Genomic DNA, 13,741 nt, shown 5'->3' with positions numbered 1-13,741 from the left:
AGCTTTCCGCACTGGCAGCAAAAAGCCCTCGCTCAATTACCGGGACGAGGGCTTTTTCTTGCCCGCAGGCCATCGTCCTCAGTAGCACCTCACCTCGGTGATCACATCATGTGCGTCGAGCAGGACGTTCACGCGTTCGGCATTGTAATCCATCGTTACCGCCTCGTCCGGACGGATCACGCGCAGCGCGCCCTTGAAATAGATCGCGTCGAGCGCCGCCACATCACGCCCGACTAGCGCCGCGATCGCGGGCGGAGGGCATATGCCGGGATCGCCCGCCTCGCCGGGAGCCGGGCTCTCTCCGGATTTGCAGCCCGACAAGGCAAGCATCCCGGCACACAGGGTGAGCGCCGCCCGCATTCTCAGCCGCAGTCGATATTGTAGATATTGCCCGCCGCATCGAGGCGGAAGACCACGCGCTGCGGGTTGTAGATCTGGTCCTCGACGCCCCGCCACTCGACGACGCGATAGGGGCGGGTGATAGCCAGGGTCTGGATCTGCGATGCCGGCTGACCGAGTACCGAAACGTAATTTACCGCGCCGCAGGTGTCAGGCTCGCGCTCTTCCAGGCCGCCCGCTCCGAGCGTCACCGCCGGCGTCATGTGCGGCGCTGGCGAGGACATGGCCTGATCGGGCGTGTCCTCGAGCGCGGTATCGGGATTGCAGGCTGCCAGTGCCAGAACGGCAGCGATAGCGGAAAACGGTCTCAACATGTCGCACCCTTGATTGCAAACGCCGCGCCGATAGCGCAGTCTCCTGCCAATTCTATACAAGGAGGAAACGCCCATGAGAACCCGTGCCGCAGTCGCCCTGGAGGCGGGAAAGCCGCTCGAAATCATGGAAGTGGAGCTCGAAGGCCCGAAAGCGGGCGAGGTGCTTGTTGAGATCAAGGCCACGGGCATCTGCCACACTGACGAGTTTACCCGGTCGGGCGCGGATCCCGAAGGCATCTTCCCGACGATTCTCGGCCATGAGGGCGCGGGCGTCGTGCTGGAAGTGGGTGAAGGTGTCACCACGCTCAAGCCCGGCGATCACGTCATTCCGCTCTATACGCCCGAATGTCGCGAATGCCCGTCCTGCCTGTCGGGCAAGACGAACCTGTGCACCGCGATCCGCAACACCCAAGGTCAGGGCCTGATGCCGGACGGCACCACGCGCTTCAAGATGCTCGATGGCACGCCGATCTACCACTACATGGGGTGCTCGACCTTCGCCAATCACACGGTGATGCCCGAGATCGCACTGGCCAAGGTTCGTGACGACGCGCCTTTCGACAAGATCTGCTATATCGGCTGCGGCGTGACCACCGGGATCGGTGCGGTAATCAACACGGCCGGCGTCGAGATCGGATCGACCGCCGCTGTGTTCGGCCTCGGCGGGATCGGCCTGAACGTGATTCAGGGGCTGCGCATGGCAGGCGCGGACATGATCATCGGTGTTGATCTGAATGACGGCAAAGAGGAAATGGCGCGCAAATTCGGCATGACCCATTTCGTGAATCCCTCGAAATCGGACGTTCCGGTGGTGCAGCAGATCGTCAACCTCACCAAGACCGAGCGCGACCAGATCGGGGGAGTGGATTACTCCTTCGATGCCACGGGCAATGTGCAGGTGATGCGCGACGCGCTGGAATGCTCGCATCGCGGCTGGGGCGTTTCTGTCATCATCGGGGTGGCCCCGTCCGGTGCAGAGATCTCGACCCGTCCGTTCCAACTCGTCACTGGCCGCACCTGGAAAGGTACCGCGTTCGGCGGCGCGAAAGGTCGCACGGATGTGCCGAAATTCGTCGAGTGGTACATGAACGACAAGATCGAGATCGACTCGATGATCACTCACACCATGCCGCTCGAAGACATCAACAAGGCCTTCGATCTGATGCATGCGGGCGAGTCGATCCGCTCGGTCGTGATTTACTGATCCGACCCAGGAAGTTCCTGCGCGCGCCCGGCCTCACCGCCGGGCGTTTCGCATTTCCGGGTCAGGGAAGGATCGCGAGCCAGGCCCAGATCGTCAGGATCGAGAGCGCCGTGGCGATCAGAACCGCAGAGGCGGCCACCCGTCGTGCCACGCCGTAGATATTGGCGAAGAGGTAGGCGTTCACCCCTGGCGCCATTGCCGCAGTCAACGTGGCCGAGCGCAAGGCAGAACTGTCCACCTTGAAGGCGAAATGAGCCAGCCCGTAGGTGATTGCAGGGTGCAGCAGCAGCGACAGGCCCGTAATCATCGCGATTGCCTTCGCGTCGCCCTCGGGGCGGTAACGATAGAGAACGCCACCGAGCCCGAACAAAGCCGCCGGGAGGGCTGCGCGCGCCATCATGTCCATCGAGACCTGAATCGGATGGGGCAAAGGCAGCCCCGTCAGGCTGGTCACGATCTTGATCGCGAACCCCGTGAGGATGCCGATCACGAGCGGCGTGCGCAGCACCCCCACCAGCGCATTGAGGCCAACGCGCCCAAGGCTCGTGCCGGTGCCCGACGAGCGCACCATTTCCATAGCGAGGATGCCGATGGTGTAAAGGAAGGGCGAATGCACCGAGATGATCGCGAAATTGCCCGAAAGCGCAGCCTCGCCATAGGCACGCTCGGTGATCGGCACGCCCAGGAGCAGCGAGTTCGAGAACAGGCAGGCAAAACCGATCGCGACACTTTCGGGGCCATTGCGCCCCATCATGCGCGCGCCGCTGATCCCGATCGCGAAGGAGATCAGCGCCCCCGCATAGAACGCCGCCATCATCGGCCAGTTATAGCTTTGCGAGAGGTCGAGATTGGCGATCGAGCGCGCCAGCAGCACAGGCACCGCGAAGTTCTGCGCAAACCGCATCAGCCCGTCGACCGCGCTCTCCGAAAAGAGCCCCCGCCACGCCACGACATAGCCGAAACCGATCACGAGGAAGACCGGAAGAATGACGTCGATCAGCGCGCTCATTCGAGCGCGAAGTCCAGCACCATCCCGTCATGGGCCGGGCGCACGTGATCGGGCGTCTCGGCGGCCACGGCATCGTGGTCGAGGTCGATATGCATATTGGTCAGGATCGCGCTGGCAGGCTTGGCGCGCTCGATCCATTCCAGCGCGCGGGCCAGATGGGCGTGGGTCGGATGCGGCGTCCGGCGCAGCGCGTCGAGCACCCAGCAATCGAGCCCCTCCAAATGCGCCCAAGCGGTCTCGGGGATCGCGGAGACGTCAGGCAGATAGGCGAGCCCGCCAATGCGGAAGCCAAGCGCGTCGATATTGCCATGCTCGACTTCGAAAGGCTGGAAGCGGATCGACCCGCCCGCGCCGGTGATCTCGAAGGCGCGCTCGCGGTGAATCGCGTTCAGCTCGCAGATCGGTTTGTAATTGCTGTCGGCGGGCTGCACGAAGGCATAGGCGAAGCGATCGAGAAGGGCGGCTTCGGTATCGGCATCGGCCCAGACGGGCAGGCGGGTGCGCATGTTGAAGACGATCTGGCGCAGGTCGTCGATCCCGTGGACATGGTCGGCATGGCTATGTGTGAAGACCACGGCATCAAGCTCGCCCACGCCCGCATTCAGCAGCTGCTGGCGCATGTCTGGCGTGGTGTCGATCAGCACCCGGGTGGTGCCGGCGGGACTTACCCGCTCGACCAGCATCGAGCAGCGCAGCCGGCGGTTCTTCGGATTGGCCGGATCGCATTCGCCCCAGTGATTGCCGATCCGAGGCACGCCACCCGAGGAGCCGCAACCGAGGATGGTGAAACGCATCCGGTTCATGCGGCGAGGCTCCCCCGTTCGCCATGTTCGGCGGCTTTCCAGAACAGGCGATCGAAATTGGCCTGGGTCGCGGCGGCGAATTCTTCCAGGGGCAGGCCGAACACCTCGGCGCCGACCTCGGCGGTGTGGGCGGTATAGGCGGGCTCGTTGCGCTTGCCGCGATGGGGCGGCGGCGCGAGATAGGGGCTGTCGGTTTCCAAGAGGATCCGATCAAGCGGGGCGGCGGCGAAGATATCGCGGACTTCCTGCGATTTCGGGAAGGTCGCGATGCCTGACATCGACAGGTAGAAGCCCAGATCCACCGAGGCCTGCGCCAGACGCGGGCCCGAGGAATAGCAATGCATGACGCAGCTGTACGGCTTGGCCTTCATGCCCTCGGTCAGGATCGCCTCCATGTCCTCGTCGGCATCGCGCGAGTGGATGATGAGCGGCAGCCCGGTCTCCTGCGCAGCCTCGATATGAAGCCGCAGCGAGACCTTCTGCACCTCGGCGCTTTCGGCCGTGTAGTGATAGTCGAGCCCGGTCTCGCCGATGCCCACGAATTTCGGATGCTTGGCCAGCGTCACCAGTTGCTCGAGTGTCGCCATCGGCTCCTCGACCACGCTCATCGGGTGGGTGCCGGCGGCGTAGAAGACGCCGCGATGCGCTTCGGCGATCGCGCGCACGGAAGGCTCGTTTTTCAGCCGCGTGCAGATCGTCACCATCCGCGTCACCCCGGCCGCATTCGCGCGGGCCACGATCGCGTCGCGCTCGCCGTCGAAATCGGGGAAGTCGAGATGGCAATGGCTGTCTGTGATCTCGGGCGGGAGGGTCAAGTCTGGCTCCTTTCGCGCGGGCTCAGGACGCCGCGGCTGTGATCTCCAGAACGATATCCATCACGAGCGCGGCAGGGTCAAGGTTGACCGCCCGGCCATGGCGGGCGCGCGCTCCCATTGCATCATGGAGCGTCGCCCATTTCATCGCTGCCTGTTCATCGGGCGAAAGTCGGGCGAGCAGCTCGGCCTCGCCGGGCGCGGCTTCGGGCTGGGGCGGCCCCATCACGCCCGCGCGGGCGGCGCGCGACAGGAAGAGGTCGATCAGGTTCAGCACCAGTTCATAGCGGTTTTCATTGGCCTTGCCGGTGCAGCTTTCAGCCAGCGCCAGTGCGCCCAGCCGGTCGAGCCGGGGCAGGGTGGCCATCAGGCTCACCAGCTTGGCATAGGTCGCCAGCCCGTCCTGATTGATGAGACGGATCGCGGCCCCCACCGAACCGCCCGACAATGCGGCCAGCGCAAGGTGGTCGATCTCAGGGGGCTCGCCGTCATCCTCGGCGGCAGCGATCGCGGCCTCCATCTGCGCGGGCTCCAGCGTGCCCAGCCGCAATTCGCGGCAGCGCGAACGGATCGTCGGCAGCAACCGCGCGGGTTGATGCGCAATCAGCAGAAATGTGACGCGCGCGGGCGGCTCTTCGAGCAGCTTCAACAGCGCATTGGCCGCCTGCACGTTCATCTCGTCGGCGGCGTCGACGATTACCACGCGCCGCCCGCCCTCGGCTGCCGAGAGATGCAGGAAGGATTTCAGCTTGCGCACTTCATCGACGCGGATGTCTTGCGAGAGCGCGGATTCAGTGGCGTTGGGGCCGCGCCTGAGCACGAAAATACCCGGTTCGGACCCTGCATGGATCCGGCTGAGGGCAGGGTGGTTCGGGTCGGGCTCAAGGCTCGCGGGCTTTTCCGGCTCCCCGAAGAGGCCCGGTCCGTCATCCCCGGGCTGGGTCAGCAGAAAGCGCGTGATCCGCCACGCCAGCGTGGCCTTGCCCACGCCGCGCGGGCCGGTCAGCAGCCAGCCGTGATGCAGTCGCCCCATGTTGAACGCGTCGAGAAAATCCTCTTCCGCCCGCGTCTGACCGACCAGCCGCGCCGTGTCGCGCGGATGGCGCGCTCCGGGGGCTAGGGTCGGATCGGGAAGGTCGGCGAGGCTCATGGCGGCACTCTAGTTGCGGGCGCGGGCGGTTTCCAGCGTGGTTTTGGTAGTTCGAAGGCAATTCGGCACGGGCGCGCGGCTCTCAACTTTTCAGTTCGAGCTGCACGACACCCAGCACGTCGGCGGCAATCGCATCCGGCTCCCGCGCTCCATCGATGACGCGGAACCGGCTCGCGAATTCCTTGGCGAGCGACAGGAACCCTGCGCGCATCTTTTCCTGCAAACCGACGCCGAAATCCTCGAACCGTTCCTCGGTGCCTTGCCGACCCTTGGCGCGCGAAAGGCCGACTGAAGGGTCGATGTCGATCAGCACCGTCAGGTCCGGCTCGCGCCCGATCATCAGTGTGTGCAACTGATCCACCACGGCGCGCAGATCGCCGCGCGAGAGGCCCTGATACATTCGCGTCGAATCCGCGAAGCGGTCGCAGATCACCACCTTGCCAGCGGCAAGCGAGGGCTCGATCACGCGCTCCAGATGGTCGCGCCGTGCGGCGGTGAACAGCAGGATCTCCGTCTCCGCCGACCAGCGGTCGGGGTCGCCTTCAAGCACGAGCCTGCGGATTTCCTCGGCGCCCGGAGAGCCGCCCGGCTCGCGGGTCAGGACCACCTCGTGGCCCTCATTACGCAACGCCTCTGCCAGCATCCGCGCCTGCGTGGATTTACCTGACCCGTCGATACCTTCGAAGCTGATGAACATGTGGAACTTAGCTGTTGACGCGTTCCATCGCCGCGTCGAAGGCCTTGCCCGAGAGCCGCGCCAGCGCCGCTTTCACGCGCACCACGAAGCCGCCTTTTTTCACGTCTTCGGTGGCGATCAGCGGCACCTCGGTCGGCGCGTCGAGCCCGGGCACGGTGATCACGAGCTTGCCGATCTGCTGGCCTTGCTTGACGGGGGCTGCGATCGGGGCGTCGAAAACCGCCTCTGCCGTCACCTTGTCCTTGGCGCCTGCGGGTATCAGGAGCGAGAGATCCTTCTCCGGCGCAAGGCCCACGGCGGCCTTGTTGCCAAGCCAAACCGGCGCCTCGGCGAGCTTCGTGCCCGCCTTCGCCACATCCTTCATCACGAATTGCCGAAACGCCCAGTTCGCGACGGCCTCACCTTCCTGACGGCGCGCCTGCTCGGACGGCATCCCCGCGAGCACGAAGACGATGCGCCGATCACCCATCACGGCGGATCCGACGAGGCCATATCCGGCTTCCTCTGTGTGGCCGGTCTTCATCCCGTCCGCTTTCCAGTCGGCGGCCTTGATCTCGAGCAGCGGATTGCGGTTCTCGGCATTGGCCGGGGCACGATCCTTGTAATTGAAATGGGTCTCGCTGAAGAAGTGATAGTATTGCGGGAAATGGGTGATGATCCGGCTCGCGATGACGCCCAGATCATGCACCGACATGCGCTGACCGGGATCGGGCCAGCCGCTCGCATTGGCAAACATCGAGTCATTCATCCCGAGCTGATGCGCACGCTCGGTCATCAGTTCCGCGAAGGCGGATTCGGACCCCGCGAGCCCTTCGGCCACCGTCACGCAGGCATCGTTGCCCGAATTGATGATGATGCCCTGGATCAGGTCGCGCACCGCCGGACGGTCGGTGGTGTTGAGAAACATCGTCGAACCACCCATCGACTGCGCATGGGCGGAGACCGGGAAGGTCGTGTCCATCGTCACGCGCCCATCCTCGAGCGCCTCGAAGAGCATGTTGAGCGTCATCAGCTTCGACATCGAGGCGGGTGGGATCGGAATATCCGCGTTCTTGGCCAGAAGCACCGTCTGGGTCGTCAGGTCGTAGACCCAGGCGGCCCGTGCCTTGGTGTCGAAGGCGAGGGCGGGCAGCGCGGTCAGGCTCGCGATGAGCGTTGCGGCGATCAGTCGGAAGAAGGTCATGTCTTTCGCACCGGTCCTATTTCGAAACGGGATAGGCGTCGGGATAGCCGAGCCCGTGAATTGTTGTCTCAAGCGACTTGAGGTCGGCTTTCGTGGGTGCCGGTCCCGCGATCACGCGCCAGAAGGTCTTGTCGTGGCTCGTTTCCTTGGTGATCTGGGCGATCACACCGGCCTTGGACATCTGGTCCACGGCCCGCTTTGCATTGGCCTCGACCGAGAAGATCCCGATCTGGATATACATGTTGCCCGCAGGGGGCTTCGGCTTGGCAGGTTGGGCGCTGGCGACCGGTGGCGCGGGGGCGGGCGCCGGGCTGGGCGCGGCACCGATCGCGGGCTTGGCAGGCGTGGGCGCCTTGACCGGTGCAGCCGGTTTCGCGAGGTCCGCCGCAGCGGTGGCCTTGGCGGCTTTCTCGGTCGCTTTGCCCGTCTTGTCGGCCTCTGCCTTGGCGATGCCTGCCGAGGCGGCCGCTTTCACCTCGTCGAGCGATTTCTGCTCGACCGTCTCGGGCTTGGCGATCACCGGCTTGTCGACGAGCGGCTTGGGCTGTTCGACCGGGACCGTCTCGCGACGCAGCGCCACGACCGAAAGCTCGGTCGGCGCGCCTGCGAGCATGCCAAGCGCATCGGCTGCGTCCGAGCTCACCTGCAGCTTCGGCCCCGGATTATCGGTCTCACGCTTGAAGAGCGCGCCGATGACGAACTTGCCATTGGCGGTGTTGCGGATGATGACCCGCTCGGGGTCCTTCACAGTGGGATGCGCGACCCAGACGCCGCCGAGCGAGGGGCGCCCGTCCCACAGGCCCTTCTCGTCGGTCGAGAAGACCTGCGGAGCCTCGATGTCGCGTTCGACCATCTTCTGTTCGGTCTGAGGGGCGACCTCGCCAGCGGACGTCGCTGCCTCACCATCCGGTTTTGCCTTGAGGAACCCGAGACCGCCGCCGCTTTCCTGACAGCCGGCGAGTGCGAAGCCCGCCCCCAGCATCAGCGCGAGCCCGGCGATGCGCTTGCCCGTCTTCCCATCCTGCCCCGTCATTTCCGTGCCCCCTCTTCGCGCGGTTGTCCCGCCTCTTGATGCCCGCCTGACCCGCCTCCGCGGGTCTCTCATGCGCCTGCTTGCGCGCAAACTCGCGCGATCCTAGCGATTTGCACAGCCCATGAAAAGCAGGCCCGAGCCCCACGCGCGGAAATCGGCGCGAAACACTTTCAGAATCGCGTGAAGCGGTCTAATCGGGGCGCGTCGGAGGAGTGGCAGAGTGGTTTAATGCACCGGTCTTGAAAACCGACGTAGGTGAAAGCCTACCGTGGGTTCGAATCCCACCTCCTCCGCCAATAGTTGTTGTTTTTATTGAGAAAAACCACTTCTTTTACATCATACCCGCCAAAATGCCCGCCATTCGATTTTTGCTTGCTGGTGTGTCGTCGACTTCGTTTTCGCAGGCATCGAGAATCGGCTTTGCCAGAGCGCTTGTGTCCTATCTTGCGACGGTCGCAAGATGTGGCGCTTTGCGCGCAGTTCCTCTGATCGAGGAACGAAAAAAGACTATTTTCCGTTGCGTTCATCTTGCCTTTACCTGCTCAACCTACCAAATTGGTAGGCATGAGAGGAAAAGTCGTTCCATTACAAAAACCGAAGAGTCCTGCTTGGTTTCAAGATGAGGTCCGCAAGCGGGTCGCGAAGGGGTTCGATCACATGATGATCGTCACGCTCCACGCAGCCGAGCAGATGGAGGCTCGAGAGGTGACGCGCATAATGGCGCTCCGCGTGCTTCGGCGTGGCACCATCGTGACGCAGAAGTTTCGTTGGGATGACCAGAATTCTTCATGGGTGGCCCCCGTCAGAGGGGTTACTGCGGGTGTCGAAATTGATGTCGTCTGTGCGATCCGGGAAAGCGATCCGCACACCATCGTAGTTACGGTGATCAATAGAGGCGCGGAATAGGAGGTAAAAATGACCAATGGCTATCACTACCGCGAGAGCGGATTGCCGAATGTTTATCTGGAGGGGATCGAGCCAATCGATACACCCTACGGACCTGCTGTGTCTATTCCTGCTGTAGAGGAGCTTCATGAACTCATCGGAACGGCTATTGCCAAAGCAAACCGACAGATGACCGGTCCTGAAGTAAGATTTCTGCGAACTGAGCTTGACCTTTCACAACGTGTTTTGGCGGGTCTGCTCGATGTGCAGGAAAATACACTAAGGCGATGGGAGTTGGGTGAGACGAAGATTCCTGGGCCTGCGCAGCGAGCATTGGCCGGTTACTACCTCGAAAGTATTAATGGCGGAAATCTGCGCGACTTGATGCAAAAGCTGGCAGAAACAGACCGAAGAGTGACGGAGCTCACTTTGAAATTTGCGCACATGCCGGGCGGATGGGAAGATGCCGCAGCATAGTTTTCTGATGTAACGAATTTGGTTTTGGCGTTCGCGCGCTCAGCGCTTTCGCCAATCCCAAGGCATCATGAATTCACTTGCCCAGATGCCTGCGCTCTGCTTCCGCGCAGCATCTTCATCTCGCACGTAATCACGGCCATAGCGACGATAGGCCACCGCCCACCCGTTGCGCACGAGCCAGGCATTTAGGTCTTCGCCATTCTGGCGGCAAATTGCGACGTAGCGCCCATATCGATCGACATCTGTGACTTTGCAGGAAACCGGCGCGCGGCCAATCTTATCCGCGAGCGCGAATGCCGCATCCTTGCCGCAGTTCCACAGCTTCCCGTTTGGCAAACGACAGCGCTGGCGGCTTTCGATTGCATCGATGGCGTGAAGCCGAATCCGGTTTCCGTGAATGTCGATGGTGTCGCCATCAATTACGGAGGCGGTTCCGGTGATGGTCTGAGCATGCAGCGGCCCACAAAGAACCGCTGCAAGAAGAAGAGCCAGAAAGAATCTCAGTGGCAATGCACCTGCCCCGCTTTCTTGTCCATGTGGCAGCATTGCCCGGCAGGCGAGCTTTTCCGGCAGCCGCCGCCATGCGCGATTTCGTCTTGGCTTAGCCCAGCTGCGGTAGGCACTGCGTGCAGCGGCATCGAAAGAGCGAATACAGCACCCAGAAACGTAAGAACAACCTTCACTTGAATCCCTCCCTTACAAGTCAATGCATGGGATCGTAGCGGGCTGCTATCTACGATCAAGAATAATGATCGCGTTCTCGTGATGGGTTCCGAAGCGTCACTACAATCGATTGCAGGCCCTCACCGCCGCCCGGAGGCAACGATCAGTGGCGGCTCATTCGGAAACGAGCGAATATCAAACCATTTGAAACAGGTGCCGTCGGCATTGGCCTTGTCTCCACACCGGATGGGGAAGCCGTTTGCACTACGCCGGATAAGCGCCGCCCTGAATGCTCGTAGATCAATCAGCCACCAGAGATCCATCCCGCGACCATCCTCGCTGGCGTGTCCGTAGAAGAGCCAGTCTCCTTCACCGTTCACAATCTTCGCCAGCTCCGTCATTGCGCCGGACGCTACTTGCGAGCGGATCGTGAACTCGTAGGGGTAGTGGGAGGCATAGCCTGGGCGGCGCACGCGCGCTGCAATCCGCAGGTCGCGGCCATCAAGCATCAGCAAATCTGTGGCGTGGTGTCGATCGAGGTGGTCAGGTGCGACCTGCAGCAAGTGTGAGCCGACTATCCGCCGTATCTCGGGCAGGTATCGGTCGGACCACTGGCGATTGATGCTGTAGGGCGAATTCATTTTATCAGCCTATTTTACGTAAAGAGGCCCCGCATCGGCGGGGCACTCAGTCGCTCTGGTTTAGGCAGCAGCGCCTGTTTCAAGCGCGTCGATCCACGCTGAAGCACTCGCTTCGGTTCGGTCGGCCATGGCTTTCATGACGAAGATCAAATGATCACGCGTTTCAGCGCTGAGCGGCTCCCCTGCGCCATGTTCCGACAAGTCGCGCGCCAAAGCACGCAGGGCCTGCGCCCCACTCAGAAGCTCGAATGTGTTAGACGCGTCGTTCATTCGGCAGCCTCCATACGTTGATCACGCATGCTCTTCGCCGCTGCATACCCCAGCTTTCGTGCGGAATTCAGCTTGTCCTGCGTCAGCGAGATGCCAGCCGCAATCGCGTCCTGCATGGGTTTTCCAAGGTCATTCGCCGCCATGCTCAGCAGTTCGAGAAGGCTCGCCGTCTCATCCATTGCGTCCAGAGCATCATTCAGCTCGTTCAGGATATCTCTTTGGGTCTGCATGTTTCTCTCCGTTATTTTATTCGGTTGGTTGATGCGCCTGCGATCAGCGGGCGCAGAATTCATGGGTAACACCGTTCACCTTGATCTGGCTGACGGTCGCGAGGTTCACAGAGCGAGGCGCCTTCCTTTCGGCATCCCAAACCGGCAGAAGGTTGGGATGGCGCTGAGCGCGCGTCTCAGCGGCTCTACGGCCAGCATCGGAGGCATCGGCACCTTTGACATGCTGGCGCAGCGTAGCTGGCTGGACGCGCATCACACGGTGCGTGCCGTCTTTCTTAGTGAAGGTGATCGAGGCGAAGCGTCCCTTGGCGCTCGCTATCAGCTTGCGCTTTGCGGCGTAGTCAGCAGCCTCGCGCGCTTCTGCGTGGCGAAGAGCAGCTTGCAGATCCGAAAGACGATCACGCCCAGCGCCGCCCAGCGTATCGGTGTTTTCGAGCGCTACGATTGCGACTTTGAGATCCGCACTGGAGCGCTGGGCGAGCGTGTCCGCTTCGGCGCGCTTCGTTGCGACCGCCTTTGCCACCTGAGCCTCTTGCTTTGCATCCCACCATGCGAGCTTGAGCGCGCGCGACAGGATCTGAGCCAGCGTTTCGCGGGTGCGGCCGAGGAAGCGGCGAACGATCACCCAGGCGGCTTTCATGATGGCGGTGCGGTCGTAGGTCATGGCGGCAACTCCGTTTGCGTTTTCGCTTACCGTGTTATAGATATGATACAGGGTAGGCGCTTTGTCAATAACCCTGTTAGCGAAATATGTAACAAGGTATGCGGATGAGGCCGGAGCAGGTGAGAATGGCACGCGCAGCACTACAGCTTGGCGTGCGAGAATTGGCGGAAATTGCGGGGGTTTCGTTCACGACGATCAGCCGCTTTGAGACGGGCAAGAGCGGCTTGCAGCACTCAACCGCCGAGGCGATCAGGAAAACTCTCGAAGCGAGAGGTATTCAGTTCCTCGAAGACGGACAAATGTCCGCCGGAACGGGGGTAACCATCCGAAAGGATTAGAGATGAAAAAGCTTTGTTTAATGACTTTGATGGCCACTGCTTTCGCCATCCCATCGGCAGCTCAAAACCTTGGGCGAAATCTTACAGGGAACGAGATTTTATCTATCTGCGAAGCCTCTGACGACCTCGCAAGGGAAGGTTTTTGTATTGGCTACGTTGACGGACTTGTCGAAGGCATGCGCTGGGGGGCCGCAGCTCCTCTCGTCGTCTCTGGAGTCCCTGCCTCAGAAGTCAACCAAAGAGTGGACGCTCTTCTTTCCTTTTGCCTGCCGGACGGGATTACAGTTGGGCAATATCGCGACGTCTTTGTCCAATACCTAAGAAACAATCCCGAGACGCGGCACAATTCGGCGCGGGCGCTGATGCAGTCTGCGCTCTCAAAGGCGTTTCCGTGTTCTGAAAAGCGGAATGCGCCTTGATGCATCGAGGGTGGAGCGTCGCCGTCTCAACGATAGACTTGGCCGCGAAACCCCAATGTCGAAGAGAAAGGCATAAGTGACCGCTGAGCGATCCGCCCGACCTCTAAATACCGACTGCTTGGTTCCTTAAGGGCGCCGTGGTCTCTTCATGGCCGGAGGGCTTCGCGAGCAGCAATGATGCTCGCGAAGCCTGCCAGCGGCGCAGCTGCGCCTCGCGAATGCGCTCAATCCCTTCTGTTGTCTTTGGTCCAGTGGATCGCCCCCCGTGGAACTTGCACCTACGCTTCCCTGGTTCGCTCAAGCAGCGGCACGGAACGCCCTTCCTCGTTTTCGCTCCGCACCGAACTCGGCGTTTGGCCGCTCTGGCTGCTGCACGCTCAAATGCTGCCAATAGCTTGGCTTCGATCGATGCAGTGAATTCCTCATGCCCACTAACACCCCATCCCGTGCGCGTGCGTATTGGTGTGGCAAAATACGGCAGCGGTAGAATCTCGCCCATCTTCCGAACCGCCCACGAGTTCAGATCCACCTTCGCTTTGTTTTCCCAATA

The 13,741-nt window shown here is 62.0% G+C and carries 20 protein-coding genes and 1 tRNA gene; 6 read left to right on the top strand and 15 right to left on the bottom strand.

What is annotated here, in order from left to right; translation table 11 throughout:
• Positions 1 to 78: 78 nt before the first annotated feature.
• Together BMG00_RS11255 and BMG00_RS11250 are read right to left on the bottom strand one after the other, a co-directional pair.
• Positions 79 to 360, bottom strand: coding sequence for an I78 family peptidase inhibitor (locus tag BMG00_RS11255; protein ID WP_078574415.1), 282 nt, complete (start codon positions 358 to 360; stop codon positions 79 to 81).
• A 2-nt stretch (positions 361 to 362) separates the two neighbouring features.
• Positions 363 to 713, bottom strand: coding sequence for an I78 family peptidase inhibitor (locus tag BMG00_RS11250; RefSeq protein WP_078529871.1), 351 nt, complete (start codon positions 711 to 713; stop codon positions 363 to 365).
• Positions 714 to 786: 73 nt separating this feature from the next.
• On the opposite strand from BMG00_RS11250, the gene BMG00_RS11245 reads away from it, so the two are divergent.
• Positions 787 to 1,917, top strand: a complete 1,131-nt coding sequence (locus BMG00_RS11245; RefSeq protein WP_078529870.1) for an S-(hydroxymethyl)glutathione dehydrogenase/class III alcohol dehydrogenase — start codon at positions 787 to 789, stop codon at positions 1,915 to 1,917.
• A 61-nt stretch (positions 1,918 to 1,978) separates the two neighbouring features.
• Here BMG00_RS11245 and BMG00_RS11240 read toward each other — a convergent pair whose 3' ends face one another.
• From BMG00_RS11240 to BMG00_RS11210, 7 genes are all read right to left on the bottom strand, one after another.
• Positions 1,979 to 2,926: an AEC family transporter gene (locus BMG00_RS11240; RefSeq protein ID WP_078529869.1), complete on the bottom strand. Its 948-nt coding sequence runs from the start codon at positions 2,924 to 2,926 to the stop codon at positions 1,979 to 1,981.
• Positions 2,923 to 3,729: an MBL fold metallo-hydrolase gene (locus BMG00_RS11235; protein ID WP_078574414.1), complete on the bottom strand. Its 807-nt coding sequence runs from the start codon at positions 3,727 to 3,729 to the stop codon at positions 2,923 to 2,925. Before BMG00_RS11235 ends, BMG00_RS11240 begins: the two co-directional genes overlap by 4 nt.
• Positions 3,726 to 4,544 (bottom strand): TatD family hydrolase, encoded by an 819-nt coding sequence (locus tag BMG00_RS11230; RefSeq protein WP_078574413.1) that lies wholly within the window; start codon positions 4,542 to 4,544, stop codon positions 3,726 to 3,728. The genes BMG00_RS11235 and BMG00_RS11230 overlap by 4 nt, the downstream gene beginning before the upstream one ends.
• Positions 4,545 to 4,566: 22 nt before the next feature.
• Positions 4,567 to 5,691, bottom strand: a complete 1,125-nt coding sequence (locus tag BMG00_RS11225; RefSeq protein WP_078574412.1) for a DNA polymerase III subunit delta' — start codon at positions 5,689 to 5,691, stop codon at positions 4,567 to 4,569.
• 82 nt (positions 5,692 to 5,773) lie between these two features.
• Positions 5,774 to 6,388, bottom strand: coding sequence for a dTMP kinase (gene tmk, locus BMG00_RS11220; RefSeq protein WP_078574411.1), 615 nt, complete (start codon positions 6,386 to 6,388; stop codon positions 5,774 to 5,776).
• Positions 6,389 to 6,395: 7 nt separating this feature from the next.
• Positions 6,396 to 7,571, bottom strand: coding sequence for a D-alanyl-D-alanine carboxypeptidase family protein (locus BMG00_RS11215; protein WP_078574410.1), 1,176 nt, complete (start codon positions 7,569 to 7,571; stop codon positions 6,396 to 6,398).
• 16 nt (positions 7,572 to 7,587) lie between these two features.
• Positions 7,588 to 8,604 (bottom strand): SPOR domain-containing protein, encoded by a 1,017-nt coding sequence (locus tag BMG00_RS11210; protein WP_078574409.1) that lies wholly within the window; start codon positions 8,602 to 8,604, stop codon positions 7,588 to 7,590.
• Between the two features lie 206 nt (positions 8,605 to 8,810).
• Here BMG00_RS11210 and BMG00_RS11205 point away from each other — a divergent pair.
• The 3 genes from BMG00_RS11205 (at position 8,811) to BMG00_RS17500 (ending at position 9,966) form a co-directional block, all read left to right on the top strand.
• Positions 8,811 to 8,900: transfer RNA gene (locus BMG00_RS11205), tRNA-Ser, on the top strand.
• A 361-nt stretch (positions 8,901 to 9,261) separates the two neighbouring features.
• A complete protein-coding gene (locus tag BMG00_RS11200) occupies positions 9,262 to 9,510 on the top strand; it encodes a DUF4258 domain-containing protein (protein ID WP_158521712.1) in 249 nt (82 codons plus the stop codon).
• A gap of 9 nt (positions 9,511 to 9,519) precedes the next feature.
• The gene (locus tag BMG00_RS17500; protein WP_146642616.1) at positions 9,520 to 9,966 is read left to right on the top strand and encodes a helix-turn-helix domain-containing protein; all 447 of its coding nucleotides are present in this window, start codon (positions 9,520 to 9,522) and stop codon (positions 9,964 to 9,966) included.
• A 39-nt stretch (positions 9,967 to 10,005) separates the two neighbouring features.
• On the opposite strand, the gene BMG00_RS11195 is transcribed toward BMG00_RS17500, so the two are convergent.
• The 5 genes from BMG00_RS11195 to BMG00_RS11170 all read right to left on the bottom strand — a co-directional run bounded on the left by BMG00_RS11195 (position 10,006) and on the right by BMG00_RS11170 (position 12,434).
• Positions 10,006 to 10,476, bottom strand: a complete 471-nt coding sequence (locus BMG00_RS11195; RefSeq protein WP_245795018.1) for a thermonuclease family protein — start codon at positions 10,474 to 10,476, stop codon at positions 10,006 to 10,008.
• A gap of 293 nt (positions 10,477 to 10,769) precedes the next feature.
• Positions 10,770 to 11,270 (bottom strand): hypothetical protein, encoded by a 501-nt coding sequence (locus tag BMG00_RS11185; RefSeq protein ID WP_078574405.1) that lies wholly within the window; start codon positions 11,268 to 11,270, stop codon positions 10,770 to 10,772.
• Positions 11,271 to 11,330: 60 nt separating this feature from the next.
• Positions 11,331 to 11,540 (bottom strand): hypothetical protein, encoded by a 210-nt coding sequence (locus BMG00_RS11180; protein WP_078574404.1) that lies wholly within the window; start codon positions 11,538 to 11,540, stop codon positions 11,331 to 11,333.
• Positions 11,537 to 11,770, bottom strand: a complete 234-nt coding sequence (locus BMG00_RS11175) for a hypothetical protein (protein ID WP_078574403.1) — start codon at positions 11,768 to 11,770, stop codon at positions 11,537 to 11,539. The genes BMG00_RS11180 and BMG00_RS11175 overlap by 4 nt, the downstream gene beginning before the upstream one ends.
• Before the next feature lie 43 nt (positions 11,771 to 11,813).
• Positions 11,814 to 12,434 (bottom strand): hypothetical protein, encoded by a 621-nt coding sequence (locus BMG00_RS11170; protein ID WP_078574402.1) that lies wholly within the window; start codon positions 12,432 to 12,434, stop codon positions 11,814 to 11,816.
• 125 nt (positions 12,435 to 12,559) lie between these two features.
• On the opposite strand from BMG00_RS11170, the gene BMG00_RS11165 reads away from it, so the two are divergent.
• Both BMG00_RS11165 and BMG00_RS17495 read left to right on the top strand, forming a co-directional pair.
• Positions 12,560 to 12,772 (top strand): helix-turn-helix domain-containing protein, encoded by a 213-nt coding sequence (locus tag BMG00_RS11165; RefSeq protein ID WP_078574801.1) that lies wholly within the window; start codon positions 12,560 to 12,562, stop codon positions 12,770 to 12,772.
• Positions 12,773 to 12,774: 2 nt separating this feature from the next.
• Positions 12,775 to 13,191, top strand: a complete 417-nt coding sequence (locus BMG00_RS17495) for a Rap1a/Tai family immunity protein (protein WP_146642615.1) — start codon at positions 12,775 to 12,777, stop codon at positions 13,189 to 13,191.
• A gap of 103 nt (positions 13,192 to 13,294) precedes the next feature.
• On the opposite strand, the gene BMG00_RS17885 is transcribed toward BMG00_RS17495, so the two are convergent.
• Complete coding sequence (locus BMG00_RS17885) at positions 13,295 to 13,690, bottom strand: HGGxSTG domain-containing protein (protein WP_281251069.1); 396 nt, start codon at positions 13,688 to 13,690, stop codon at positions 13,295 to 13,297.
• Positions 13,691 to 13,741: the final 51 nt, after the last annotated feature.

This window comes from Thioclava marina, from assembly GCF_002020135.1.
In the GTDB taxonomy this organism is placed as follows: Bacteria; Pseudomonadota; Alphaproteobacteria; order Rhodobacterales; family Rhodobacteraceae; genus Thioclava; species Thioclava marina.
The sequence above is the reverse complement of the archived record's forward strand: the minus strand, read 5'-3'. Positions and strand labels throughout refer to the sequence as shown.

Coding starts and splice junctions, on each gene's coding strand:
- BMG00_RS11255 (WP_078574415.1), bottom strand. CDS start 360: ATGCGGGCGGCGCTCACCCTGTGTGCCGGGATGCTTGCCTTGTCGGGC.
- BMG00_RS11250 (WP_078529871.1), bottom strand. CDS start 713: ATGTTGAGACCGTTTTCCGCTATCGCTGCCGTTCTGGCACTGGCAGCC.
- BMG00_RS11245 (WP_078529870.1), top strand. CDS start 787: ATGAGAACCCGTGCCGCAGTCGCCCTGGAGGCGGGAAAGCCGCTCGAA.
- BMG00_RS11240 (WP_078529869.1), bottom strand. CDS start 2,926: ATGAGCGCGCTGATCGACGTCATTCTTCCGGTCTTCCTCGTGATCGGT.
- BMG00_RS11235 (WP_078574414.1), bottom strand. CDS start 3,729: ATGAACCGGATGCGTTTCACCATCCTCGGTTGCGGCTCCTCGGGTGGC.
- BMG00_RS11225 (WP_078574412.1), bottom strand. CDS start 5,691: ATGAGCCTCGCCGACCTTCCCGATCCGACCCTAGCCCCCGGAGCGCGC.
- tmk (WP_078574411.1), bottom strand. CDS start 6,388: ATGTTCATCAGCTTCGAAGGTATCGACGGGTCAGGTAAATCCACGCAG.
- BMG00_RS11215 (WP_078574410.1), bottom strand. CDS start 7,571: ATGACCTTCTTCCGACTGATCGCCGCAACGCTCATCGCGAGCCTGACC.
- BMG00_RS11210 (WP_078574409.1), bottom strand. CDS start 8,604: ATGACGGGGCAGGATGGGAAGACGGGCAAGCGCATCGCCGGGCTCGCG.
- BMG00_RS11200 (WP_158521712.1), top strand. CDS start 9,262: ATGATGATCGTCACGCTCCACGCAGCCGAGCAGATGGAGGCTCGAGAG.
- BMG00_RS17500 (WP_146642616.1), top strand. CDS start 9,520: ATGACCAATGGCTATCACTACCGCGAGAGCGGATTGCCGAATGTTTAT.
- BMG00_RS11185 (WP_078574405.1), bottom strand. CDS start 11,270: ATGAATTCGCCCTACAGCATCAATCGCCAGTGGTCCGACCGATACCTG.
- BMG00_RS11180 (WP_078574404.1), bottom strand. CDS start 11,540: ATGAACGACGCGTCTAACACATTCGAGCTTCTGAGTGGGGCGCAGGCC.
- BMG00_RS11175 (WP_078574403.1), bottom strand. CDS start 11,770: ATGCAGACCCAAAGAGATATCCTGAACGAGCTGAATGATGCTCTGGAC.
- BMG00_RS11170 (WP_078574402.1), bottom strand. CDS start 12,434: ATGACCTACGACCGCACCGCCATCATGAAAGCCGCCTGGGTGATCGTT.
- BMG00_RS11165 (WP_078574801.1), top strand. CDS start 12,560: ATGGCACGCGCAGCACTACAGCTTGGCGTGCGAGAATTGGCGGAAATT.
- BMG00_RS17495 (WP_146642615.1), top strand. CDS start 12,775: ATGAAAAAGCTTTGTTTAATGACTTTGATGGCCACTGCTTTCGCCATC.
- BMG00_RS17885 (WP_281251069.1), bottom strand. CDS start 13,690: ATGGGCGAGATTCTACCGCTGCCGTATTTTGCCACACCAATACGCACG.